The sequence below is a fragment of the Glycomyces salinus genome (assembly GCF_016428645.1).
GTDB lineage: Bacteria > Actinomycetota > Actinomycetes > Mycobacteriales > Micromonosporaceae > Glycomyces > Glycomyces salinus.
Window position 1 is genome coordinate 1 of the sequence record NZ_JAELXW010000057.1, and the last position, 23,441, is coordinate 23,441.

18 protein-coding genes and 1 pseudogene are annotated in these 23,441 nt (G+C 68.5%); 9 read left to right on the forward strand and 10 right to left on the reverse strand.

The window, feature by feature from the left end:
• The 10 genes from JFB92_RS16120 to JFB92_RS16165 form a co-directional block, all read right to left on the reverse strand.
• On the reverse strand, positions 1 to 1,715 hold a 1,715-nt coding region (locus JFB92_RS16120; protein WP_199040998.1), incomplete at its 3' end, for a glycoside hydrolase family 31 protein.
• Positions 1,716 to 1,899: 184 nt separating this feature from the next.
• Complete coding sequence (locus JFB92_RS26655; RefSeq protein ID WP_199041001.1) at positions 1,900 to 2,907, reverse strand: LacI family DNA-binding transcriptional regulator; 1,008 nt, start codon at positions 2,905 to 2,907, stop codon at positions 1,900 to 1,902.
• Positions 2,908 to 2,980: 73 nt separating this feature from the next.
• Complete coding sequence (locus JFB92_RS16130) at positions 2,981 to 3,841, reverse strand: Crp/Fnr family transcriptional regulator (protein WP_199041003.1); 861 nt, start codon at positions 3,839 to 3,841, stop codon at positions 2,981 to 2,983.
• A 94-nt stretch (positions 3,842 to 3,935) separates the two neighbouring features.
• Entirely contained in the window at positions 3,936 to 4,121 is a 186-nt protein-coding gene (locus JFB92_RS16135; RefSeq protein ID WP_199041006.1) for a hypothetical protein, read from the reverse strand.
• 49 nt (positions 4,122 to 4,170) lie between these two features.
• Entirely contained in the window at positions 4,171 to 6,432 is a 2,262-nt protein-coding gene (locus JFB92_RS16140) for a beta-L-arabinofuranosidase domain-containing protein (RefSeq protein WP_199041011.1), read from the reverse strand.
• 89 nt (positions 6,433 to 6,521) lie between these two features.
• On the reverse strand, positions 6,522 to 7,004 hold the full coding sequence (locus tag JFB92_RS16145; RefSeq protein WP_199041013.1) for a hypothetical protein: 483 nt from the start codon (positions 7,002 to 7,004) through the stop codon (positions 6,522 to 6,524).
• Positions 7,005 to 7,027: 23 nt separating this feature from the next.
• A complete protein-coding gene (locus JFB92_RS16150; RefSeq protein ID WP_199041047.1) occupies positions 7,028 to 8,161 on the reverse strand; it encodes a GTP-binding protein in 1,134 nt (377 codons plus the stop codon).
• Positions 8,162 to 8,399: 238 nt separating this feature from the next.
• Positions 8,400 to 10,358, reverse strand: a complete 1,959-nt coding sequence (locus JFB92_RS16155) for an RICIN domain-containing protein (protein ID WP_199041016.1) — start codon at positions 10,356 to 10,358, stop codon at positions 8,400 to 8,402.
• A 226-nt stretch (positions 10,359 to 10,584) separates the two neighbouring features.
• The gene (locus JFB92_RS16160; RefSeq protein ID WP_199041019.1) at positions 10,585 to 11,571 is read right to left on the reverse strand and encodes a LacI family DNA-binding transcriptional regulator; all 987 of its coding nucleotides are present in this window, start codon (positions 11,569 to 11,571) and stop codon (positions 10,585 to 10,587) included.
• 371 nt (positions 11,572 to 11,942) lie between these two features.
• Positions 11,943 to 12,383: a VOC family protein gene (locus JFB92_RS16165; RefSeq protein ID WP_199041022.1), complete on the reverse strand. Its 441-nt coding sequence runs from the start codon at positions 12,381 to 12,383 to the stop codon at positions 11,943 to 11,945.
• Positions 12,384 to 12,779: 396 nt separating this feature from the next.
• Between JFB92_RS16165 and JFB92_RS16170 the strand changes: the two genes are divergently transcribed.
• The 9 genes and pseudogenes from JFB92_RS16170 to JFB92_RS16205 form a co-directional block, all read left to right on the forward strand.
• The gene (locus JFB92_RS16170; protein WP_199041026.1) at positions 12,780 to 14,252 is read left to right on the forward strand and encodes an RICIN domain-containing protein; all 1,473 of its coding nucleotides are present in this window, start codon (positions 12,780 to 12,782) and stop codon (positions 14,250 to 14,252) included.
• A 136-nt stretch (positions 14,253 to 14,388) separates the two neighbouring features.
• Entirely contained in the window at positions 14,389 to 15,825 is a 1,437-nt protein-coding gene (locus tag JFB92_RS16175; RefSeq protein ID WP_199041028.1) for a non-reducing end alpha-L-arabinofuranosidase family hydrolase, read from the forward strand.
• A gap of 44 nt (positions 15,826 to 15,869) precedes the next feature.
• Positions 15,870 to 17,135: pseudogene (gene xynC / locus JFB92_RS16180) on the forward strand (glucuronoarabinoxylan endo-1,4-beta-xylanase XynC); the annotation flags it as partial.
• Positions 17,136 to 17,153: 18 nt separating this feature from the next.
• Positions 17,154 to 17,579: an RICIN domain-containing protein gene (locus tag JFB92_RS27185; protein WP_443667685.1), complete on the forward strand. Its 426-nt coding sequence runs from the start codon at positions 17,154 to 17,156 to the stop codon at positions 17,577 to 17,579.
• Between the two features lie 313 nt (positions 17,580 to 17,892).
• A complete protein-coding gene (locus JFB92_RS16185; RefSeq protein WP_199041034.1) occupies positions 17,893 to 19,194 on the forward strand; it encodes an extracellular solute-binding protein in 1,302 nt (433 codons plus the stop codon).
• A 12-nt stretch (positions 19,195 to 19,206) separates the two neighbouring features.
• The gene (locus JFB92_RS26660) at positions 19,207 to 20,637 is read left to right on the forward strand and encodes a carbohydrate ABC transporter permease (RefSeq protein WP_199041037.1); all 1,431 of its coding nucleotides are present in this window, start codon (positions 19,207 to 19,209) and stop codon (positions 20,635 to 20,637) included.
• A gap of 2 nt (positions 20,638 to 20,639) precedes the next feature.
• Positions 20,640 to 21,518 carry a sugar ABC transporter permease gene (locus tag JFB92_RS16195; RefSeq protein ID WP_199041041.1) on the forward strand — a complete coding sequence of 293 codons (879 nt, stop codon included), beginning with the start codon at positions 20,640 to 20,642 and terminating at the stop codon, positions 21,516 to 21,518.
• Positions 21,519 to 21,573: 55 nt separating this feature from the next.
• Positions 21,574 to 23,148: a lectin gene (locus tag JFB92_RS16200; RefSeq protein WP_199041044.1), complete on the forward strand. Its 1,575-nt coding sequence runs from the start codon at positions 21,574 to 21,576 to the stop codon at positions 23,146 to 23,148.
• Positions 23,149 to 23,277: 129 nt separating this feature from the next.
• The coding region (locus tag JFB92_RS16205) for a LacI family DNA-binding transcriptional regulator (RefSeq protein ID WP_372451654.1) at positions 23,278 to 23,441 on the forward strand (164 nt) is incomplete at its 3' end.

Sequence of the window (23,441 nt, forward strand, 5' to 3'; positions counted from 1 at the left end):
AGGCGGCGGGTGTAGGGCCGCATGGCTTCGCGCAGGCGCACATAGCGGGCCAGGATCTCGTAGACCTCCTCGCCGAAGCTCCACAGCTCGTTGTCGGCCCCCGAGGGGCACCGCGCGGAACCGTCGGCCGCCTCGATCCGCTCCTGCGGCTGCCGGTCGCCGTGCATGCGCATGACCGGTGAGAACGCCCCGAACTGGAACCAGCGGACCAGCAGTTCCCGGAAGCCGGGGTCGGTGATGTCCCCGCCGTGGAACCCGCCGATGTCGGTGGTGAACCACGGAATCCCGGCCACGCCCATGTGGAGGCCGGCCGTGATCTGGCGGCGGAAGTCCGTCCAGGTCGAGTGGATGTCGCCCGACCACACCAGCGCCCCGTAGCGCTGGGAGCCGGCCCAGGCGCAGCGGACCAGGTTCACCACCTCGTCCTGCCCGGCCGACCGCTGGCCCTCGTAGAACATGCGCGAATACGCCTGCGGGTAGACGTTGCCGACCTCGATGTTCGGCCCGGCGTGGTAGCGGTAGTTGTCGAAGTCGTAGACCCCGTACTCGGGCTCGGCCTCGTCGAGCCAGAACACCTTGATCCCCAGGTCGTGGTAATTGCGTTTGACGATCTCCCAGACCGTCTCGCGGGCGCGGGGGTCGGTGGGGTCGAGGAACATGCTCGGTCCCTGGAAGCCCATCTGGACGTCCAGGCCGCGCTCGGTGCGCACCAGCAGGTTGTTCTTCTTCAGCAGGCCGAAGTTCTCCGACTCCAGTGAGATCTGCGGCCAGATCGAGACCATCAGCTCCACACCCAGCTCTTCGAGCTCGGCGACCATCGCTGCGGGGTCGGGCCAGAACTCGGTCTCGAAGCGGAAGTCGCCCATGTGGGGCCAGTGGAAGAAGTCGGCCACGATCACGTCGAGCGGCAGGCCGCGGCGCTTGTGCTCGCGGGCGACCTCCAGCAGCTGCTCCTGGTTCCAGTACCGCAGCTTGCACTGCCAGTACCCGAGCCCGTACTCGGGCATCATCGGCGCGTGCCCGGTCGCCTCGGCGTAGGCGGCACTGATCGCCGCCGGGGTGGCGCCGGCGGTGATCCAGTAGTCGAGCTGCCCGGTCGCCTCGGCGACCCACTCGGTCCGGTTGTTCGCGAACGTGGCCGTCCCGATCGCCGGGTTGTGCCAAAGGAACCCGTATCCGGCGCTCGACATCACGAACGGGACGCTCGCCTGGGAGTTGCGGTGCGCCAGCTCGAACGTCGCCCCCTTGAGGTCGAGCAGGTCCTGCTGGTACTGGCCCATGCCGTACAGCTTCTCTCCCGCGACCGGCTCGAACGCGGCCCGCAGCCGGTGCGAGTCCCCGGCCAGGGGCCGGAACTCGCGCGCGGTCAGCTTGAGCGAGCCCCCGCCGCCGAGCTCCTCGAGCAGGGTGCGGCCGGTCGAGTCCCGGAACTCCAGCCGGCAGGTGAAACGCCGGTATCCGACCCCGGCGTCGAAGAAGTCCGCCGTGCGCAGGACGGCGGTGATCTCGCCGTTGACCAGCGTCGCCTCCCGCTCGCCGAGCTCGATCTCCACCTGGGCCGGCTCGGGCTCGACGAGCGCGAAATCGGTGTCGACGACCTCTCCGGCCGGAGAACTGCGCACCCGCAGCGAATCGCGCCCCCACGCCTGCACGACGATCGTCTCCCCGTCGCCTCGCCAGGTGATCGCGTCCTCGGTGGCTTCGAACGTGTTCATATGGTCGTCACTCATTTCTGTCGGTGCTCGACCGCTCCGGCGGTCGAGCCGGTGCCTTGCCGGCTGGGGTTCTCTTCAGCCAGCGAACCGGTTCGCGACAGATCATGCCGGAACCCGGCTCGCTCCGTCAAGGCGAACCGATTCGCTGCCTCGCAAGCTGCGGTGCCGCGCGGTCGCCGCGCTCTCACCCGAGGAATTCGACGCTGTCCCGGGGCTCCAGGCGCGGCGTGACGAGCCGCTTCCGCGCGGGCCGGTCGGGCTCGGCGATCCGCTTGCAGAGCATTTCGACCGCGGTCTGGGCGACGGCGACCGGCTCGGACTCGACCGAGGTGAACGACAGGACGTAGAGGCGCGCGAGCTCGGCGGAGTGCAGCGAGACCACGCTCCGGTCCTGCGGCACCCCCATGCCGAGTTCGTGCAGCACGAACGGGAGCATCGCCACCGCGGCGTCGTTGTGGACCAGCAGCGCGCGCGGGTTCTCCGGGTTCCGAAGCTCCTGGCGAAGGGTCGCGCACACCCGCTCGGGCCCCACCGGCACGGCGATCGGGGCAAGCCGCAGGCCGCGGCGGTCGGCCCGCTCCTCGGCCGCGCGCGCGAACCGGGTCGCGTAGGTGCTTCCCGCGGCGTACAGCTCCTCGGGCCAGCGGACGAACAGCGCTTCGCGATGCCCCGCGTCGGCGAGGTGGTCGACCAGGAGCGCGGCTCCGGAGGCGAAGTCGAGGTCCACCGCGTCGACGCCGCGGGTGTCCCGGGGCATCCCCACCAGGACCGCCGGGTAGCGCGCCTGCCAGATCGGCTCGAGTCGCGGGTCGTCCTCGACCACGTTGAGCAGGATGAACCCGTCGACCTGGCGGCCGGAGATCGCCCGCCGCACCGCCTCGGTCCCGTCGAGCTCGGTCAGCAGCACGACCGAGTAGCCCAGCTCTCGCGCCGCGTCGGTCAGCGCCATCAGGTACGCCGCCAGCGCCGGACTGAACTCGGCGTCGTGGAAGCGGACGACGACCCCGAGCATCATGGTCCGGGAGGTCGCCAGCGCCCGCGCCCCGGCGTTGACCGAGAACTGGAGCTTGGCGACCGCGGCCTCGACCTTGGCCGTCGTCTCGGGACTGACGTACTTGCGGCCGGTCAGGACCGAGGAGACCGTACTGCGAGACACCCCGGCCTCGCGTGCAACATCGCCGATCGTCGCCACGCCGTGCCTCTCCACCTCGCTCGAATGCGGTCGAGTGTACCGGTTCGCCGCCGGTCGTCTCCCGGGCGAGGGATCAGCGGTCGGCGGCGTCGCGGAGTTCGAGGGGCATGAGGATGGTGATCTTGCCGCGGCCGAGGCTGACGACACCGGTGTCGGCGAGCTCGCCGAGGGCCTTGGTGGCCGTCTCCCTGGAGGTGCCGACCAGGTCGGCGAGTTGGCTGTGCGTGAGGTGGACGACCAGTTGCCCGTTCCGGGGAGCTTTCTGGTATTCCTTGCGCGCCAAGGTGTGCAGCGAAGAGGCGATGCGTTCGGGCGCGGATTTGAGCGCGAAGTCGGCCACCCGCTGCTCGGCCTCGATCAGGCGCTCACCGAGCAGTTCGGCCACGCGCATCGCCACCTTGGGGTTGGCCATGAGGTAGGTGAGGACGTCGGCCCGGCTCATCACGCACAGCGTCGCGTCCTCGACGGCCTCGGCGTATTGGTCGTGCATCTGCTGGCCGAGCAGGACCATCTCCCCGAACACGGTTCCCGGCTCCAGGAACGCGGTGGTCAGGGCGCGGCCGTCGGGGGCGACCCGGAAGATCCGGACCGAGCCGGCCTTGAGGATGAACAGCGTCTCGACCCGTTGCCGGGGCGAGAACAGGAGTTCTCCGCGCCGGACCGTCCGCATCGGCGCCGAGTCGGCGATGGTCTGGAGCTCGGCTTCGGTCAGGTCGCGGAAGATGTCGACCTCGGACAGGTAGCGGTTCTTGACTTCTTCGGACCCTCGCGCGCTCACCGCGGACGCCTCCTCCGGGCCGCCGGGCATCCAGGAGGCGAGCCCGCGGTCGACCAGTCGCGAGACGGTCGCGCCGCGGTCGATCTCGCAGGCGTCCCCGGGCCGGTACCGGCCGGATTCGTTCGAGGTCGGGTGCGCACCTGGTACTCCACTCATGTTCGGCACCGTACAGGTCTGGCCGACCGGGATTCTGTGCCTGCTTTCACGTTACGCCGTTTTCGGGTGCCCCGCCGATCCCGCCGGGAGCGTGTCATCCAGTGATAAAGACGATCCATTCCTCAAGGGTGGGGCGGTCGAGGAAGCCGGTGTGGAGCAGGCCGCGTTCGGGGTCGAGGATCGCGTAGGAGCTCTGTGCGACGGCCCCGAGCCGCTGCCGGGTCCCGCAGGTCTTCGACGACGCCTTCTGGTGCGCCAGGGTCGCATTCCAACCCGACACCGACCCGATCGAGTAGTCGACGGCGACGGGTTCGCGGGACGGGCGGGTTTCAGCGGAGCAGGCGGACCGTGGTCAGCGGCGGGGTCGGGTTCTCGGTGGGGGCGGTCATCTCCAGTTCGTACTCGACGGGCCGGGACTCGGTGAGTGCCGGGGGCAGCGCGTAGTCGTGGTCGTAGTCGCCTCGCTCGTCGGTCCAGGTCTCGGTGGTGAGAAGGGTGCCGTTCACGCGGACGGCGACCGCGGTCGGTGATCCGGTCAGGCGGCAGCCGATGCGGAGGAGGCGGCCCTCGCGGCCGGGGTCTTTGAGGGTGACGGCCATCGTCGCGGCGGTGGTGCGGGCGCGGCGGCCCTCGGCGTCGATCACGACCTCGGTCGCCCGGCCGCGGAAGCCGTGGTCGCTTTCGGGCTGCTGTTCACCGAGGGCGACCCGGTCGACGGTCCTGGCGTCGAGCGCGAGCAGGTCGCGGTCGGCCACGAGCTCGGCTCGGCGCCGTCCCACCTCGTCCGCGGCGGCCACGGGCCAGTAGACGGTGTAGCGGCTGTCGTGGATCTCGAAGAGGGGGACGAGTTCGGCCTCTCCTGCGGGGTCGGCGAACTCGAGCCGGTGGCGGAGGGGCGCCTCGCTCTTGAGCGCCTTCTCGGGGGCCGTGTCCGGGACGATCGGGGCGTCGGCGAGGGCGCGGAGCGGGCCGTGGGCGACGTGGCCCATGCGGCTGTCGTCGGCGCGCAGCCCGGTCAGCTGGTCGGCGCCGTCGCGGGAGGCCAGCAGGACCGGGCCGGCGAAGTACGCCTGCCACGGCGAGCCGTCGGGAAGCCGTTCGGCGCGGAGCCGCAGCGGCAGGCGGAAGGCGACGGTGTCGCCCGGTTGCCACTGGCGGGTGAGGATGACCGCGCCGGGGACCGATTCGGCCTCGACCTCTCGGCCGTTGACGGCGAGGCCGGCGAGGCCGTCGCTCCAGTCGGGCAGGCGCAGCCGCACCGCGAGCGTGCGCGGTTCGTTCAGATCGAGCGTGAGCCGCAGGTGCTCGTCGGCCGGGAAGTCCGTCTCCAGCCGGAACCTCCCGCCGAGTTCGGGCGCGTCGAGGACCGCCGGTATGTAGAGGTTGACCGCCAGGGCTCCCTCGTGTTCGGCGAAGATCAGCTCGCCGTATTTGGCCTGGGCTTCGATGCCGGTGCCGACGCAGCACCACATGCCGAGTTCGGGCTGGGAGTAGACCCGGTAGTGGCGCGGCCGCATCGGGGTGAAGTAGACCAGGCCGCCGTGGTCGGGGTGCTGGGAGGCCAACTGGTGGTTGTAGACCGCGCGTTCGGCGAAGTCCAGGAGGGACGGTTCGAATGCGGTCTCGGCGAGGGCCTTGGTCAGTTTGAGCATGTTGTAGGTGTTGCAGCTCTCGGGGCCCTCGCGGTCCTCGATCATCGGGGAGAAGTCGCCCGGGGAGTGGAAGTGTTCGCGGACGCTGTTGCCGCCGCCTGCGACCGTGCGGCGCTCGACGACCTCGCGCCAGAAGAACCGGGCCGCCTCCAGCAGTCGCCGGTCGCCGCGGACGGCGGCGGTAGCGGCGTAGCCGACGGCCTTGGGGATCTGGGTGTTGGCGTGGAGGCCGGTCAGGTCGTCGCGGCCCTCCAGGAGCGGGTCGAGGATCTTCCGGTGGGAGAAGCGCGAGGCCATCTCGGCGAAGTCGCCGCGGCCGGTGATCGCGGCCAGGTCGGCGAAGGACTCGTTCATGCCGCCGAACTCGGTGTCGAGCATCGCCTCGAACGCCTCGTCGTCGAGCGCCGCGGCGACGTCGAGCCACCAGTCGGCGAGCCGGACGACCGTTTCGAGGGCCTGCTCGTGGCCGAGGATCCGGTGGGCGTCGATCAGGCCCGCGAAGGTCTTGTGCAGGTTGTACCAGGGCACCCAGTGGTCGCTCGAACCCAGCGTGGTCGCCGCCGCGATGCCGCCCTCGCGCAGCCGCTCGAACAGGGCCGCGCCGCCGGGGACTCCGCCGACGTACCCGGTCCCGACAGCGTCCTGGGCGCGGGCCAGCTCGGCCACGGTGTAGTCCAGGCGCCGCCGCGGCTCCGCCTCGCCGGTCGCGGCCGCCAGCAGCGCCATGGCCGACAGGTAGTGGCCCCCGATGTGCCCGTCCAGGCCGCTGTCCTCCCAGTTGCCGTAGCTGGGCGCCTTCGGTTCCAGGCCCGCCTCGCGCAGGAACGGCGCGAGCAGCCGGTCGGGCTCCAGCGCGAGCACGTAGTCGAGGTCGGTGCGCAGGGCGTGTGCGAACGGCCCTTCCGACAGCGTGACGCGCGAGAGGGAGAAGAACTTCATCGAGGTGCTCGCTTCCTGTCGTCGAGGGCGTGTTCCCCGAGACACGATACCGACGTTGCGAACGCTTTCCGACGGGCGATCGACCGGGGTCAGTCCTCCGGTGCGAGGAACCGTTCGAGTCCGGCCAGGACCGTGTCCACGACGAAGCGGTAGTAGCGGTCGCGCTCCTCGTCGGCGTCGTCGGAGAAGGCGGCGGTGTAGCCGGTGAGGACGCCGACGCCGGGGCTGTCGGCGCCGATGCGACTGTCGGTGACGATGCTCCTGGTCGCGCCGATCAGCGGCGGGCTCACCCGCTTCGCCCCGGTGCGAGCGCTGGCCTGCGACGGGATGGTCGTGGTCGGCGCCGGGCTGCTCTGGGGGGCCGGGTCGCCGACCCCGAAGCGGCCCGCGCCGTGGCCGCCGGACGCCTCGACGACCTCGCCGCGTCCCTCCCTCCCGGCTCGGACGACGTGGTCCGAGCCGCCCGCGAGGCGTTCGCCTCCGGCCTGTCCGAGGTCCTCCTCATCGCCGGACTCGCCGCGGTCGCCTGCAGCGTCGCCGTGCTGTTCCTCATCCGGGCCCGCGACATCCATGAACAGGCATAGCGCTTCGGATGTCAGCGGGCGTGCCCGGCGTGGTCGCCGAGGAGGGCCACATCCCACTCGGGGAACGGGTCGGCGCCGGGCGCTTCGCCCTCCGCGGCGAGGCAGGATTCCAGGCGGCGCTCAAGGCCCGGCCGGTCGAGATCGACGCCGATGAAGACCAGTTCCTGGCCCTGACCGGCGGTGCGGGCCGCGTAGGGCTCGAACCGGGCCACCGAGCCGGCCTGCGACCACAGCCCGAGGGCCCCGGGGCGGGCGTCGAGCCAGAAGAAGCCCTTGGACCGCAGGATCCGCCCGTGGTCGCCGTCGTCCATCTCGGAGACGAACTCCCAGAGCCGCCCGGCGTGGAAGGGCGCGTCGGAGCGGAACAGGAGGCTGGAGATCCCGTACTCCTCGGTCTCGGGGACGTGGTCGCCGTTGATCTCCTTGACCCAGCCCGGGGCGCCCTCGGCGCGGGCCAGGTCGAACCGGCCGGTGCCGACGATCGCGGACGGGTCGATCCTGCCGTGCACGGTCCGGTGCACCGAAGCCTCGGGGTTCATCCGCCGCAGCGCGGCCTCGATCCGATCGGCCTCGGCCGCCTCGACCAGGTCGGTCTTGTTGAGCAGGAACACGTCGGCGAATTCGACCTGGTCGACCAGGAGATCGGTGACGGTGCGCTCGTCGTCTTCGTAGGCGGCCAGGCCCCTCGACGCGAGATCGTCGCCTTCGGACAGTTCGGCGAGGAAGTTCGGGGCGTCGACGACGGTGACCATGGTGTCGAGCTCGGTCAGCTGCGAGAGCGGGCCGGACTCGAGCTCACCGAAGGCGAAGGTGGCGGCCACCGGCATGGGCTCGCTGATGCCGGTCGACTCGACCAGCAGATAGTCGAACGCGCCCTCGCGGGCCAGCCGCGCGACCTCGACCAGCAGGTCCTCACGCAGCGTGCAGCAGATGCAGCCGTTGGTCAACTCGACCAGGCGCTCCTCGGTCCGCGAGAGCCGCCCGCCGTCGCGGACCAGGTCGGCGTCGATGTTGATCTCGCTCATGTCGTTGACGATCACCGCGACCCGCATGCCGTCGCGGCGCGCCAGCACATGGTTGAGGACGGTGGTCTTCCCGGCGCCCAGGAAACCCGACAGGACTGTCACCGGCAGCTTGCTCACAATTGGATCCAATACCTTGTTGTCGATATATGTCGTTTTAGATTCAGGATGATGCGCCGCGCTCGGCGGTCCATAGCAGGGCCGGTTGGACGAAGCAGGCGGACCGGTCGCTCTCGACTGACGCCACGGCGCCTCCTTTGATAGAAACGATTTTCATTATCGTAACTAACGGTCCGCCGAGGAGGGACGACGGCATGCGGGCGGGACCGGCATTCGGTCCCGCCCGCACCGAGTGGAGATGTCACAGGCTCCAGCGTTGGTTGTCCCCGCACCAGCACTCGTACTGCTGGAGCCGGGTGCCGTCGGCGGTCGAGGCGCCGCTCACGTCCAGGCACTTGCCCGAGTGGCGGGCGACGAGCTCGGCGTGGCCGTCGCCGGCCTCGCGGATCTCCCACTGCTGGTTGGAGCCGCCGTGGCAGTCCCACTGCAACACTCGCGCCCCGTCGACGGTCGACTGCCCTTCCACGTCGAGGCACTTACCCGAAGCCTCGGAGACGATCCGGACGTAGCCGTCTCCGGCGTCCTGGAGGCGCCACTGCTGGCTGGAGGCGCCGTCGCAGCCCCATTGCTGGATCTCGGCGCCGTTCTCGGTCGACCCGTCCGCCACGTCCGCGCACTTCCCCGAGTGCGCGGCGACGATCGAACCGGTACCGCCCGAGGTGCTCTCCGCGGCGTAGACCTGGGCTTCGACCAGGCCGGCGGCCCAGGAGGCGCCGTTGCCGTTGTGGTCGTTGACCACGTTGGAGACGTCGATGCGCGCGTACCGGTACCGGCCCGCGAGCGGATCGGTGGTGAACCCGACGGTCGTGTTGCCGGAGCGGTCGGCGAGCAGGTCCCAGGTATCGCCGTCGACGCTGCCCCGGATCGTGTACTGGCTGTAGGTCTCCGAGCCGTTCCACTGGCGCCAGCTCAGGTCGACCCGACTGAGCTCCCGGGCGCTTCCCAAGTCGACCTCCCAGCTGAAGGGCACTTCGGACGGCAGGTAGTAGTTGGTGCTGTCGCCGCTGGTGTTGAGGTTGTAGTCGATGCCGTCGTTCGCCGCCTCCGGCGGGTAGTCCTGGCTCTCGACGGCGGCGGTGACCGGCTGATGCTCCGAGGCCAGGTCGACCTCGGGGAGGTCGAAGGTGCCGGTGGCGGGGTCGAAGCCCCATTCGGGATGGAAGTCCATGGTCACGTCGGTTCCGTCGATCCGGAGCGGGAGCCACACGTAGGTGGAGGAGCCGAGCGCGCTCGGCTCCCAGCGGTCGCCCATGTAGATGTAGCGGTTCCGGCCGTCGGAGCCTTGGATGGTCATGATGTTCGTCGGCTGGCTCTTGAAGGTGGTGTTGTTGCCGACCGGGGCCGGCTCGGACCACCCGTCCGGGTCGGTGATGTCGTCGGTGGTCGCGTACATCCCCTGGTTGGGGTACCAGCCCGACTGGGCCGAGGTGATCAGGACGTACCTTCCGTCGGCCTTGACCAGCGCGGGCGCCTCCCGCCGCTGGCCCACGAACAGCGGGTAGGAGTTCTGCCAGTCGGCGTCGGTGTAGTCGTCGGTGAGGGGGTACAGGCGCATGCTCAGGTGGTCCTCGGAGCCGACCAGGTAGGCATCGCCGGTGTCGGGGTCCTGGAAGACGGTGAAGTCGCGCGAGCCGTAGCCCCACAGCTCGTCGTCGCCCGGATAGGTCGGGTCGGCGTGTTCGGTGGTGACCTCGCCGACGCCGGGTCGGAAGTTCCGCTCGACCGTGTAGTCGCCGTCGACGGTGTCGCTGGTGGCGACGATCAGGTGCGAGGCGGCGTAGCTGTCGGCGGTCTCCCAGTGTCCCCACAGGACGAACTTGTCGGTGGCCTCGTTGTAGACCAGCTTCGGGCGCTCGATCTTGCAGTCGGGTTCGTCGTAGGTGCCGGTGCTGCACACTCCGGGCGTGTCCCTGGTGAGGATGTCGCCTGCGAACTCCCAGTTGATCAGGTCCTGCGAGCGGTAGAGGCTGACGGCCAGGAGCAGCGCGGAGTCGTGGCTCTTGTTCTCCCCGACCCAGTAGTACCAGCCGTCGTGCTCCAGGAAGCCGCCGCCGTGGGCCTGGATCGAGTTCCCGTCGGTGTCGTACCAGGTCTGTCCCACCTCGACCGAGTCGCTCGCGGTCGTCTGCTGCGCCGATGCGGCGGTCTGGGCGGCGAGCGAGCCGACGAGCAGCGCCGCGGCGGACAGGACCGCGATCACCGCCCTTCGGGCCCATACGGTTCTGGGCCGCGACTTGGATTTCCGGGGTGCCGTTGACGTCTTCGTTGACATTGGATCTCGGCCTTCCAGGTGTGAGGGTGGTCGCTTGGATCCGCGATTCGATGTTTACGTAAACATTGATTATGTTCGATTATGTTCACACATGTGAATCGGCGTTGTCAAGTGGCCTTCCGAGGCACCGCGAAAGCGGTCTCCGCCGGGGCCGCTAGTCCATCGGCGGTGCGGCGCTGGCGCGTTGGACGAGGTCGACCGGTACGACCTCGTGGACGTCCTGGAGCGGCTTGTCTTCCCGGAGTTGGCGCAGGAGCAGCTCGACCAGGCGGGTTCCGATCTCGGTGAAGTCCTGACGCACCGTCGTCAGCGGCGGCCACAGGTGCTCGGCGAGCGGAATGTCGTCGAACCCGACCACCGAGACCTCGCCGGGGACCCGGCGACCCGCCTCGTGGAGCGCGTGGAGCAGGCCGGCCGCCATCTCGTCATTGGCGCAGAACACGGCCGTCGCCTCCGGGCTCCCCGCGATCGAGCGCCCCGCCTCGTATCCCGACCGCGCCGTCCAGTCCCCCCGCAGCAGCGGCGGCGCCTCGCGGCCAGCGCCTTCCAGCGCCGAGCGCCAGCCGTCGATCCGCAGCTGCGCCGGGCCGGAGTCCACCGGCCCCGCGGCGTGGTGCACGGTCCGGTGTCCGAGGCCGAGCAGGTGCTCCACGGCCCGCCGCGCCCCGTTCACCTGGTCGGCGCCGACGGCCGGATGGTGGCCGACGAAGCGCGAGTCGGAGACCACGACCGGGAGCCCGGGCGGCAGGGAGAGCATGGCGGGCGTGACGGTCTCGGCGCGGATGATCACCAGACCGTCGATGGACTGGTGCGAGAGGCGGGCGGCCGCCTCCGAGACGTCGGTGGACATCGGCGTGACCACGTCGACCACCGTGGTGGTGTAGCCCTCGTCCTGGGCCGCCTCGATGACCGCCTCGACCGTTCGGGACTCGCCGGTCCGGCTCAGTTGGTGGGCGATGATGCCGATGACGCCGAAGGCGCCGTACTTCAGCGCTCGCGCCGCCGAGTTCGGCGAGTATCCGAGCCGGCGCATCGCATCGAGCACCCGGTCGCGTGTGGACGGCCGCACGTGCTCCGCGCCGGTCGACACCCGCGAGACCGTCTGCGAAGAGACCCCGGCGAGCGCGGCCACATCCCCCATCGACGGCTTCGCCTTCGCGCGTCGCGCTGAGGACGCGTTGTCCGGCACCGGCTGTCCTCCTACTCGATGAACCCACCTCGTGCCCCGAGGATACCGACGCGCACCTGCGCATATCGCGCACTGGTGATGACCGCCCCGGCGCCTGGCACGCTCGTCGACTGCGCCGGGGCGCGATAAGCGGTGCTCTGCGTATCTGGTCTCGGTCGCTCCGGTTGCGGGCCGGGCGGCGAGGAGCCCTCCGGCCGCCGGATTGAGGGCGAGGAGCCACACGCGGGTGCCTATCCAGACGGTGCCTCGGCGTTCGTGCTCGAACAGCTTCCTCCACCGCGGGGTCGTCCATCGCCCGCGCCATCGAGCGGTCTCGGGCCGATTCAATCGAGTTCCTCGGCCAGTCCGACCACGATGCCCTCGGGGCCGCGAACGTAGCAGAGCAGGAAGACGTCCTCGTACCGGACGATCTCGCCGACGAGTTCGGCGCCGTGGGATCGCAGGCGGGACACGGTGTCTTCGATGTCGTCCACGGCGAACATGACGCGGCGGATTCCCAACGTGTTCGCCGGCGCGTTCACCGGGTCCGGACGGATCGGTTCCGGGGTGTGGAAGCTCGCGAGCTCGATCTTGCCGTGGCCGTCCGGGGTCCGCAGCATGGCGACGTCCTGCCGGACCTTCTCGAGCCCGATGACCCGTTCCGCCCAGTCCCCTTCAAGCGGTCCCCTGCCCTCCAGCGTCATGCCGAGTTCGACGAAGAACTCGATGACGGCATCGAGGTCCTCGACCACGATGAGGACGTTGTCCATGCGCTCAATAGCCATACGCGGAAGCGTAGCGACCGGGAGCCGCCCGCGGGGCGATGACGCTCACTCCGCGCCGAGCGTCGGGTCCGCACCGGTGCTCTCACGACTCGGGCACCACCGTCATGCCGGCCACCTCGGTCGGCGTCGCCGCCGGGGTCGAGACCGCGGACCGCGATTCCGCATTCCCCATGCGACTGAGATCGAAATCGAGGAGTCATTGATTCTGGGATCGTTCACAGGTACGCTGAAGCGATCGTTATATCGACGCACTGCGATATTTCGATGGAGTCGGCAGGGCCTGCCCGGCACGGGCGCGCTGCCGGCTCCGCACCTCCGCCACCCCCGGCGGTTCACCGGACACCCCCGACACATGGAGCGATCATGCGAACATCCCGAAGCCGATGGCTGAGACCGTTGTCAGTACTCATCGCGGCCGCGGTAGCGGTCACGTCCTTCTTCGTCCTCCAACCCTTCAAGGCCGCTGCCGCGCCCGACACCAGCGCCTGGTACGTCATCGAGTCCCGGTCCTCGGGCCTGGTGATGGACATCGAGGGCGCCTCGACGCAGACCGGCGCCGAACTGCGCCAGCAGCACCGCACCGACGCGACCAACCAGCAGTTCCGGTTCGTCGACTCCGGCGACGGCTACTACCGCGTCCAGGCCCGGCACTCCGATCTGGTGCTGGACGTGTGGGAACGCAACGCCGACAACGGGGCCACCATCGCCCAGTACAACGACCAGAACGGCACCAACCAGCAGTGGCAGGTGCAGGAGAGCGGCGAATACGTCACCTTCGTCAGCCGCTTCTCCGGCAAGGCCCTGGACGTGTGGGAGAGGTCCACCGAGCCCGGCGGCCGAATCAGCCAGTACACGCCCAACGGCGGAGCCAACCAGCAGTTCCGGCTCATCCCCGTGGACGAGGACCCGGGAGGGGGCGGTGGGATCGAGGGCTGCTCCGGCAGCGCGCCCATCGTCTGCCACTACGACGTGGCCCCCGGCACCTACGAAGTCACCGCCGTCCTCGGCGGCGACGAGGCGGGCTCCACCTTCATCGAGGCCGAGACCCGGCGCACCATGCTGGAGGAGACGCCGACCGCCGCCGGAGAACTGGTGACGGTGCAATTCACCGTCAACGTGCGCGACCCTGAAGGCCAGCCGACCGGCGACACCGGCAGCCGGGGCCTCGACCTGTACTTCGACGGCCGGGCGCCGCGGTTGAGCGACCTCACCGTCACCGCCGCCGATCAGCGGCAGCTCTTCATCGCGGGCGACTCCACCGCCTGCGACCAGTCCTGGTATCCGTACACCGGATGGGGCCAGGAACTGCCGCAGTTCTTCACCCACGGGCTGTCGGTCGCCAACTACGCCGACTCCGGAGAAAGCTCGGGATCGTTCCTCGCGAACTCGCGGCTCTTCCCGGCCATGCGCCCGCACATAAATCAGGGCGACTTCGTGCTCATCCAGTTCGGGCACAACGACAAGCAGACCAGCGCCTCGGACTTCCGCTGGAACCTCACCAGGATGATCGACGAAGTGCGCGACCAGGGCGGCACTCCCGTACTGGTCACGCCGATCGTCCGTCGCAGGTTCAACTCCGACGGCACGCTGAACAACGGTGTCGCGCTGCACGTCAACGGGCGCGGCGTCGACCTGCCCGCCGAGATGCGGCAACTGGCCCAGTCCGAGAACGTGAGCCTGATCGACCTGACATCGCTCACCAAGGAGCTGGTGGAGGACCTCGGCCCCGAAGGGTCCAAGGCGCTGTACCTCACCGACGAGGAGGGCGACAACACCCACCTCTCCGAATACGGAGCTACGGAGTACTCGCGATTGGCGACCGAGGAGATGCGGACCCAAGGGGTGATACCCGCCGACCTGTTCCGCTGATCGATGTGGGCCGCTTCTCCGAAGCGGCCCACATCATCGGAGTCCGCTTCCGCGATATTCCAGATGTCGCTATATATCGATCTCTTATCACGAGTCGCCTCTCCCGGGGAGACGCAGGTACATCGAAGGAGTTCCCATGAGCCGGTCTGCAAGGTTCGTGTTCATACCCGTAATGGCCCTGGTGGCCGCCATTGTTCTGATCGCGCCGAGCGCCCAGGCGCAGTCGGCACGGTACGAGGCGGAGGACGCGGTCTGCGAGGGCACGATCGACTCGAACCACTCCGGATTCTCCGGCGACGGATTCTGCAACACCCCGAACCGGGTCGGGACTCACGTGGAGTTCACTGTGTACGCCGGGGCTCCCGGAACCTTCACACTGGGCGTCAAGTACGCGAACGGAGCCGGTGCCGACCGCCCGGCGGACCTGAGCGCCAACGGCGCCCCTGTCCAGTCCGGAGTGGCCTTCAGACCGACCGGTTCCTGGAGCGGCTGGGCGATCGAGACCCTCTCCGTGCCCGTGCGGGAAGGCGGCAACACGATCCGGCTCACGGCCGCCGGCGGCGGCGGCCTGGCCAACATCGACTACCTCGACGTCGTGAGAGCCGGTGGCAGCGTGCTCCCGACGAGTCTCCAGTGGAACTCCAGCGGCAGCCTGGTCGAACCGAAATCCGACGCGAACCACGACATCGTCTCGGTCAAGGATCCGTCGGTCGTCCACCACGACGGCCGCTACCACGTCTTCGTCAGCGTGGTGAGCGACAATCAGGGTTACAGCCTGGCGTACCTCAGTTTCACCGACTGGTCGCGGGCCGACGAGGCGCAGCTCCACTTCCTCGACGAGACGCCGATCGGAGGCGGGTACAAGGCCGCACCGCAGGTGTTCTACTTCGAGCCGCAGCAGCGCTGGTACCTGACCTATCAGATCGGCGACAACGTCGCCTATTCGACGACCACCGACATCGGCGACCCGGACTCGTGGAGTTCGCCGACGCCGTTCTACACCGACACGCCGCAGATCGTGCTCGACAACATGGGCGCCGGGCAGTGGCTGGACTTCTGGACCATCTGCGACGGCGCGAACTGCCACATGTACTCCTCGGACGACAACGGCAACCTGTACCGAGCGCAGACCTCGGTGGGGAACTTCCCCAACGGTTTCACCGACCCGGTGATCGCCATGCACGACGACAACCACCACTGGCTGTTCGAGGGCGCCAACGTGTACAAGCTGGCGGGGGCGGACGAGTATCTGCTGCTGGTCGAGGCCATCACCGCAGGCGGCCGCATCTTCCGGTCCTGGACGTCGCCGTCCGTCACCGGGCCGTGGACTCCGCTGGCCGACACCAAGGAGAACCCGTTCGCCGCCCGGGGCAACGTCGCCTTCGACGGCACTGCCTGGACGCACGACTTCAGCCACGGAGAGCTGATCCGGAGCGGCATCGACCAGACACTGACCATCAGTCCCTGCGACCTCCGATTCCTCTACCAGGGCAAGGACCCGGACGCCTCCGGCCCGTACAACCTCCTGCCGTGGAGGCTCGGCCTGCTGACGCAGAGCGATTCCCCCTGCTGAGGAGGCGGCGTCGACCGATTCGGAACCAGAGAAGGAGAGAACCCATGAAGTCACGACGAAACGAATCCACCGCAGCCGGAGCCAAGTCGCTCAACCGCCGATCGTTGCTGGCGACGGGTGCGGCGCTGCCGGTGCTGGCCGTGGCGACGCCCGCCTCGGCGCAGTCCGGTGTGACCGTGGACCCCGCCGCGACACGCCAGACCATTCAGGGTTTCGGCGGCATGAACCACACCGTGTGGATCAGCGATCTGACCGCGGCCCAGCGCGACACCGCCTTCGGTGACGGACCGGGCCAGTTGGGGTTCTCCATTCTGCGCATGCCGGTCTACGAGGACCCGTCGCGGTGGAGCGGCGAGGTGGCGACGGCGCGGCGGGCGATCGAACTCGGGGCTAAGGTCATCGCCTCGCCGTGGAATCCACCCGCGCACATGGTCGAGGACTTCTCCGAGGGCAGGCGGCTCCGCCACGACATGTACGGCGCCTACGCGCGGCATCTGAACGACTTCACCGCCTACATGGCCGACGAAGGGGTGGACCTGTACGGGATCTCGGTGCAGAACGAGCCCGACTACGCGCACGATTGGACGTGGTGGACCGCCGATGAGCTGACCAGGTTCCTGCGCGACCACGCCGGATCGCTGACCACGAGGGTCATCGCTCCCGAGTCGTTCCAGTACCGCAAGAACCTGTCCGACCCGATCCTGAACGATTCGGCGGCGTCGGCGAATCTGGACATCCTCGGCGCGCATCTGTACGGCACGCAGCCGGCCGACTTCCCCTACCCGCTGTTCCAGCAGCGGGGCCAGGGCAAGGAGCTGTGGATGACCGAGGTCTACTACCCCAACAGCTCCGATGACGCCGACCTGTGGCCGCAGGCGCTGGATGTCGGCGAGCACGTCCACCGGGCGATGGTGGACGGGCAGTTCCAGGCTTATCTGTGGTGGTACATCCGGCGCTACTACGGCCCGATGCGCGAGGACGGACAGATCAGCAAGCGCGGCGCCAACATGGCGCATTTCTCGAGGTTCGTCCGCCCCGGGCATGTGCGAGTCGAGGCGACCGCCCGGCCGCAGTCGGGTGTGTTCGTTTCGGCGTACAGAAGCGGGTCCGAGGTCGTGATCGTGGCGATCAACAAGAACAGATGGTCGGTGGACCTGTCGTTCACAATGCGGGACACCACCGCGTCCAGGGTGGAGCCGTGGGTGACCGATGCTGACCGGAGCCTCGAGCCCCTGAGCGCGATCGGAGTTTCGAACGGCTCCTTCACCACTCAGCTGCCCGGCCGGAGCATCACCACCTTCGTCACCGACCAGAACGACGACGACGGGGTGCAGACCGGGGTCTTCTACCGACTGGTCGCCCAGCACAGCGGCAAGGCGGCCGACATCGACTCCAGGTCTACCGCAGCCGGGGCCCGGCTCATCCAGTGGTCGGTCAACAGCGGAACCAACCAGCAGTTCGAGTTCGTCGCCAGCGGTGGGGAGTACTACCGCGTCAAGGCTCGACACAGCGGGTTGGTGCTCGAGGCGGCCGACTCGGCGAGCGGTTCGGACATCACTCAGCAGCCGGACACCGACGCGACGAGCCAGCAATGGCGACCGGTCCGGCAGGCCGGAGGGACGTTCAGTTTCGTCAACCGCCGCTCGGGCCTTGCCATGGACGTCTGGGAGGTCTCCACCGCCGACGGCGCGCGCATCTCGCAGTGGGCACCGAGCGGCGGCGACAACCAGCGCTTCGCCCTCCAAGGCGTATAGACGCCTCGTCCGGGAGGCTCCGGTTCCCGTCCGGCGAGTCGAGTTCAACGCCGTCTCCTGCAGAGTTGCTCGCATCAGATCGTGTGAACGTGCACGCTGATCTGCCTCGCGCAGGTCGGCAACCTGGCGCCCGTCAGCGGTTGTTTCAGAATTGTGATCGTTCTATGAACCGTGATTACCGGCATACCGCCAGATACCTTCAATACGGGACTTGTTTTACGTGACCCATGTCGCTATGTTCATGTAATCGTTCACGGTCTGCCGCTGGAGCCCAGCGCCAGATTCCCTCAACCGAGACGAAAAGGACGTGACCATGCGAGGCAAAGCAGCTATCGCGATCGCCGCGGCGACCGTACTGGGTCTGGCCGCCTGCGGTGGGCCCCCCGAGAGCGAGGAGAACGACGGCGACCTCGAATGGGACGACGAGGCCCAGCAGTACGTGATGGAGGAGGAGATCGCCAATGGCGAGGCCGCCCTCAAAGTCTGGTTCGAGGAGGACTACCTCGCCGAGGCCGTCATCGACGCCTTCAACGAGCAGTACCCCGACGTGACGGTCGAGTACGAGCTGGTCGGCAAGCACGACACGGCCAGCAAGATGGCCCTGGCCGGTGAAGCCGGGACCGGCGCCGACGTCTTCATGACCTTCTACAACGAGATCCCCAACGCGATCGACGACGGCACCGCGGCACCCCTCGGCAACTACACCGACGTCCTCGAAGGCCGCATGAACGAGACCTTCACCGGCGTGGTCTCCCAGGACGACCAGATGTACGCCGTCCCGGTCACCACCGAGTCGATGGCGCTGATGTACAACGAGACGCTCCTCGAGGAGCTCACCGGTTCACCCGAGCCCGCCGCCACCTGGGAGGAGATCGCCGAACTCGCCGAGGACTACAACGACCCGGCCAGCAACCAGTGGACGATCCGGATGTCCAACAGCGAGATCTACCGCGCCTATCCGATCCTGTCGACCCTCGGCTGGCAGGTCTTCCCCGACAACGACGCCGCCAACCCCGGCTTCGGCGACGAGGGCCTGGTCGAGGCCCTGGAGTACTACGCGGGACTGCGCGACATCTACGACGTCCCCAGCGGCGACGGCGGCTGGGAGACGATCGAGGAGGCGTTCGCCGAGGGCGAGACGCCGTACGTCACCACCGGACCCTGGAGCTTCGCGCTCTTCGACGAGGGCGCCGAGGAGAACGGCTTCGAGTACGGGGTCACCACGATGCCGACCGCGGAAGGCGGCGACCCGGCCACGACCTTCGCGGGCATGCACGTCGCGGCCGTCTCGGGCTTCACGGAGTACCCGGCCGCCGCTCGCGTCTTCGCCAACTTCCTGGCCTCCGACGAGGGCGCCGCCGCCGTCTACGGCTCTACCGGGCAGATCCCCGCGCTCAATGAGGACCTGATCTCGGGCGTCGAGGGCATCGCCGACGACCCGCACGTGGCCGGCATCGTCGAGCAGTCCGCCCAGGCCGAGCTCGTCCCGCAGATCCCCGAGTACTTCTGGGAGGTCGGCGACACGCTGGTCATCGACGTATGGGACGACCTGTCCGACGCGGCCGCCGCCCAGGAGAAGGCGGTCGAGACTTACGAAGAACTCCACGGAATCTAGGACCATCCGATCGTGAGCACCACCAAGCCCCCCGCTCCCCGCGCCTCAGCCCCCGCTCGGGCGCCGGGCGAACCGGGGAACACCAGGAGCTCCGCCCTCCCCGCACCGGTGCCGGGCATCGCCTCGGCACTGGTGTGGGGGGCCGGCCAGCTTCTCAACCGCCAACTCGGCAAGGCCGCGTTCTTCTTCGCGTTCTACGCGGCCGCCATCGTCTGGGAGATGACCACCGGCAACTACTACGCCGGAATGGAATTCACACCCCGCGACAACGGCGGCTTCTTCGTCAAGGGCCTGTGGGGTCTGATCACCCTCGGCGATACGCCCCGCCAGATGTCGCTCACCGGGCTCAACGAGGGCGACAACTCGATCGTCCTGCTCGCCAACGGGATCATCGCCCTGCTGACGCTCTGCCTGCTCGCGATCATCGCGATCTGGAGTGTCCGCGACGCCGTCCGCTACCGCGCCGGCCTGAATGCCGGCGCGGCCCCCGAACGCTCCGCCGACTACTTCCGCAAGACCTGGGAGAACGCCTTCGCCTACATCGCCCTGTCGCCGGGGCTGGTGCTCATGGTGTTCATGTCGGTGCTGCCGATCACCTTCGGCGTCATGGTGGCGTTCACCGACTACAACCGCGACAACCTGCCGCCGATGAACCTCGTCAACTGGGTGGGGTTCGACACCTTCGCGCAGATCTTCACGGTGCCGTCGTGGGCGGGGACGTTCTTCGGCGTGCTCGTCTGGACGGTCGTGTGGGCGGTCCTGGCGACCTTCACCACCTACTGCGCCGGCTTCCTCCTGGCCGTCCTGCTCGCGAACAAGAAGGTCAGGTTCCCGCGCGTGTGGCGCACGATCTTCCTGCTCCCCTGGGCGGTGCCCGCGCTCGTCTCGGCCCTGGTGTTCCGCGCGATGTTCAACGGCCAGTTCGGCCCCATCAGCCAGTTCCTGGTCGACATCGGCCTGACCGACGAGCGCGTCTACTGGTTCACCGACCCCACCAACCCGAACCTCGCCCGCGCCGTGGTGCTCCTGGTCAACCTGTGGTTGGGCTTCCCGTTCTTCATGGCGCTCGTCGGCGGAGTGCTCACCAACATCCCCGACAGCTACTACGAGGCCGCCCGCATCGACGGCGCCGGACCGCTCCAGCAGCTGCGGTACATCACCATCCCGATCGTGCAGCGCACGTGCACTCCGTTGCTGGTCCTGGCGTTCGTGGCCGCCTTCAACAACTTCGGGCTGGTCTACTTCCTCACCGAAGGCGGACCCGACAACGTCGACTACCGCTTCGCCGGAAGCACGGACCTGCTCGTCACCTGGCTGTTCAAACTCACATTGGACAACCGCCTGTACAACATCGGCGCGGTCATGAGCATCATCGTCTTCTTCATCGTCGGCACTATCTCGGTCTGGAACCTCAAGCGTTCCAGGGCGATTCGGGAGCTGTAGCCATGGTCGTCACGACAAGGCGGGAAACGCCGGCCAGCATCGTGGAGCGCGAACGCCGCAAGGGGCAGCTCTCCAGCGTCTTCATCCACCTCTTCCTCCTCATCGTCGCCGTGATCGTGATCTTCCCGCTGTTGTGGGTGGTGGGCGCCTCCCTCGGGCCCGGCGGCGGCCTGGCCAACACCACCCCCATCCCCGAGGACGCGTCGTTCGGCAACTACGTCTTCCTATTCACCGAGACCGGATACGGGCGCTGGTACCTCAATTCGCTCTACATCGCCACGCTCAACATGGTCGGCGGCGTCGCGCTCTCGGCCATATGCGGGTACGTGTTCGCCCGAATCCGTTTCCGCGGACGCAAGTTCGGGATGCTGTCGATCCTCATCCTCCAGATGTTCCCGTCCTTCCTGACCGCCATCGCCGTCTACATGCTGTTCCTCAACTTCGGACTGCTGGACTCGCTGACGGGAGTGGCGCTGGTGGGCATCGCCGCCGCGCTGCCGTACAACACCTGGCTCATGAAGGGCTACACCGACAACCTGCCCGCGAGTCTGGACGAGGCCGCCGCGATCGACGGGGCGGGCCGGATCACGATCTTCCGCAAGATCATGCTGCCGCTGATGCGCCCGATGCTGGCGTTCGTGGCGGTCATGCAGTTCACGATGCCGTGGATGGACTTCATCCTGCCTCGGCTGCTGCTCCAGAGCCCGAGCAAGCAGACCGTCGCACTGGGACTGTTCGACATGATCACCGACCAGTACTCCAACGACTTCACCACGTTCGCCGCCGGAGCGGTGTTCCTGGCGCTGCCGATCACGATCGTCTTCGTTCTCATGCAGCGATACCTGGTCGCCGGTGCCATGGCGGGCGCGGAGAAGGGTTGAGTTCGACCGCGGCGCCGAGCGGCGCCGCTGCCCACGATTCGCAAGGGAGCGAGAAATGAGACGAACGATCGCGGCGGCCCTCACCGCCGCACTGGCCATCCTCGGATTGGGGGCGGCCTCCCCGGCCCAGGCCGCCCCCGGCGACTTCTATATGGGCGTCGACCCCGGCACGCTGCTGGAGGTGGAGGCGGCGGGCGACCGGTTCTACGACGGCGGGACGCAGGGCGACGCGCTGGAGATCATGGCCGACAGCGGCGCCAACCTGGTGCGGCTGCGGATGTGGAACGACCCGTACTCCGCTTCGGGCCAGCCGTACGGCGGCGGCACCAACGACCTGTCGAAGACCATCGAGCTCGCGCAGCGCGCCAAGGCCCTCGGCATGGACGTCCTCCTCGACCTCCACTACTCGGACTTCTGGGCCGACCCGGGCAAGCAGTTCAAGCCCAAGGCCTGGGAGAACCAGGGCTACAGCCAACTGGTGAACTCGGTCCGCAGCTACACCAGCGACGTCGTCTCCCAGATGGACGCCGCCGGCGCCAAGCCCGACATCGTCCAGGTGGGCAACGAGATCACCAACGGCATGCTCTGGCCCCAGGGCAGCACCGACAACTGGTCGCAGCTGGCCGGCCTGCTGGAAGCCGGCATCGAGGGCGTCCACCAGGGCGGCAGCGACATCGAGATCGCGCTGCACCTCGACCGCGGCGGCAACAACGGCGCCTACCGCAACTGGTTCGACAACGCCACCTCGCGCGGCCTCGACTTCGACATCATCGCCCTGTCCTACTACCCGTACTGGCACGGCACTCTGGGCGACCTGCAGTACAACCTCAACGACGTCAGCAGCCGCTACGGCAAGGACGTCCTCATCGTCGAGACCGCGTACGCGCACACGCTGAACGACTGCGACGGCGGCGGCAACATCTTCACCTCCGACCACGCGGACAGGAGCGGCTACCCCGCCACCGTGCAGGGCCAGACCGACTTCCTGCGGGATGTGAGCGACGCCGTCGCGGACGTGCCGAACGACCGCGGCCGCGGCCTGGTCTGGTGGGAGCCGGCGTGGATCGGCGACACCAGCTGGGCGCTTTCGGCCGGCATGGACTACATCGACGACCACGCCGGGGAGAGCAACGCCTGGGACAACCAGGCCCTGTTCGACTGCGACGGGAACAAGCTGTCCACGCTCGACGTCTTCGGCGAGGACGACGGGGGCGACCCCGGTGACCCCGGCGGCGAGAGCGGGGAACTGCGGTCGACTGCCGCCGACAAGTGCCTGGACGTGCCGAGCCAGAGCACCGAGCCGGGCTCCCGGCTGCAGATCTACGACTGCTGGGGCGGCGACAACCAGCAGTGGACCTACACCTCCGACGGTGAACTGACCGTCTACTCCGGTGATTCGCGGCTGTGCCTGGACGCCGAGGGCCGAGGGACCAGCGACGGCACCGCGGTGCTCACGTGGACCTGCAACGGCCAGTCCAACCAGCAGTGGGACATCAACGGCGACGGCACGATCAGCGGAGTCCACTCCGGGCTGTGCCTCGACGTGATCGAGAGTTCGACCTCGAACGGCGCCCAGGTGGGGCTGTGGTCCTGCCACGGCGGCTCCAACCAGCAATGGACCCTCGGATAGTCGCCTGACGGGCAGTGCGTGCACCGCACCGGGTGAACGCGATCGGGGCGGTGGCCCGAGGCCGGGCCACCGCCCCGCTACCGATCCCCCGCCGATGAGGGAGAATGCTCGCTGGAGCGCAGGAGAGAGTTGAGGGTTTTGGTACGGAAACGACCGACGATCAATGATGTCGCGGCGGCCTCGGGGGTCTCGCGCGGCACGGTCTCTCGCGTGCTCAACGGCCACGGCAATGTCTCTCTGGCCGCTGAGATGGCGGTGCGTCGGGCGGTGGCGGAGACCGGGTATGTGGTGAA

Coding starts and splice junctions, on each gene's coding strand:
- JFB92_RS16145 (WP_199041013.1), bottom strand. CDS start 7,004: ATGGATGTCGCGGGCCCGGATGAGGAACAGCACGGCGACGCTGCAGGC.
- JFB92_RS16130 (WP_199041003.1), bottom strand. CDS start 3,841: ATGAGTGGAGTACCAGGTGCGCACCCGACCTCGAACGAATCCGGCCGG.
- JFB92_RS16200 (WP_199041044.1), top strand. CDS start 21,574: ATGAGACGAACGATCGCGGCGGCCCTCACCGCCGCACTGGCCATCCTC.
- JFB92_RS16160 (WP_199041019.1), bottom strand. CDS start 11,571: ATGGGGGATGTGGCCGCGCTCGCCGGGGTCTCTTCGCAGACGGTCTCG.
- JFB92_RS16165 (WP_199041022.1), bottom strand. CDS start 12,383: ATGGCTATTGAGCGCATGGACAACGTCCTCATCGTGGTCGAGGACCTC.
- JFB92_RS16195 (WP_199041041.1), top strand. CDS start 20,640: ATGGTCGTCACGACAAGGCGGGAAACGCCGGCCAGCATCGTGGAGCGC.
- JFB92_RS16185 (WP_199041034.1), top strand. CDS start 17,893: ATGCGAGGCAAAGCAGCTATCGCGATCGCCGCGGCGACCGTACTGGGT.
- JFB92_RS16140 (WP_199041011.1), bottom strand. CDS start 6,432: ATGAAGTTCTTCTCCCTCTCGCGCGTCACGCTGTCGGAAGGGCCGTTC.
- JFB92_RS16175 (WP_199041028.1), top strand. CDS start 14,389: ATGAGCCGGTCTGCAAGGTTCGTGTTCATACCCGTAATGGCCCTGGTG.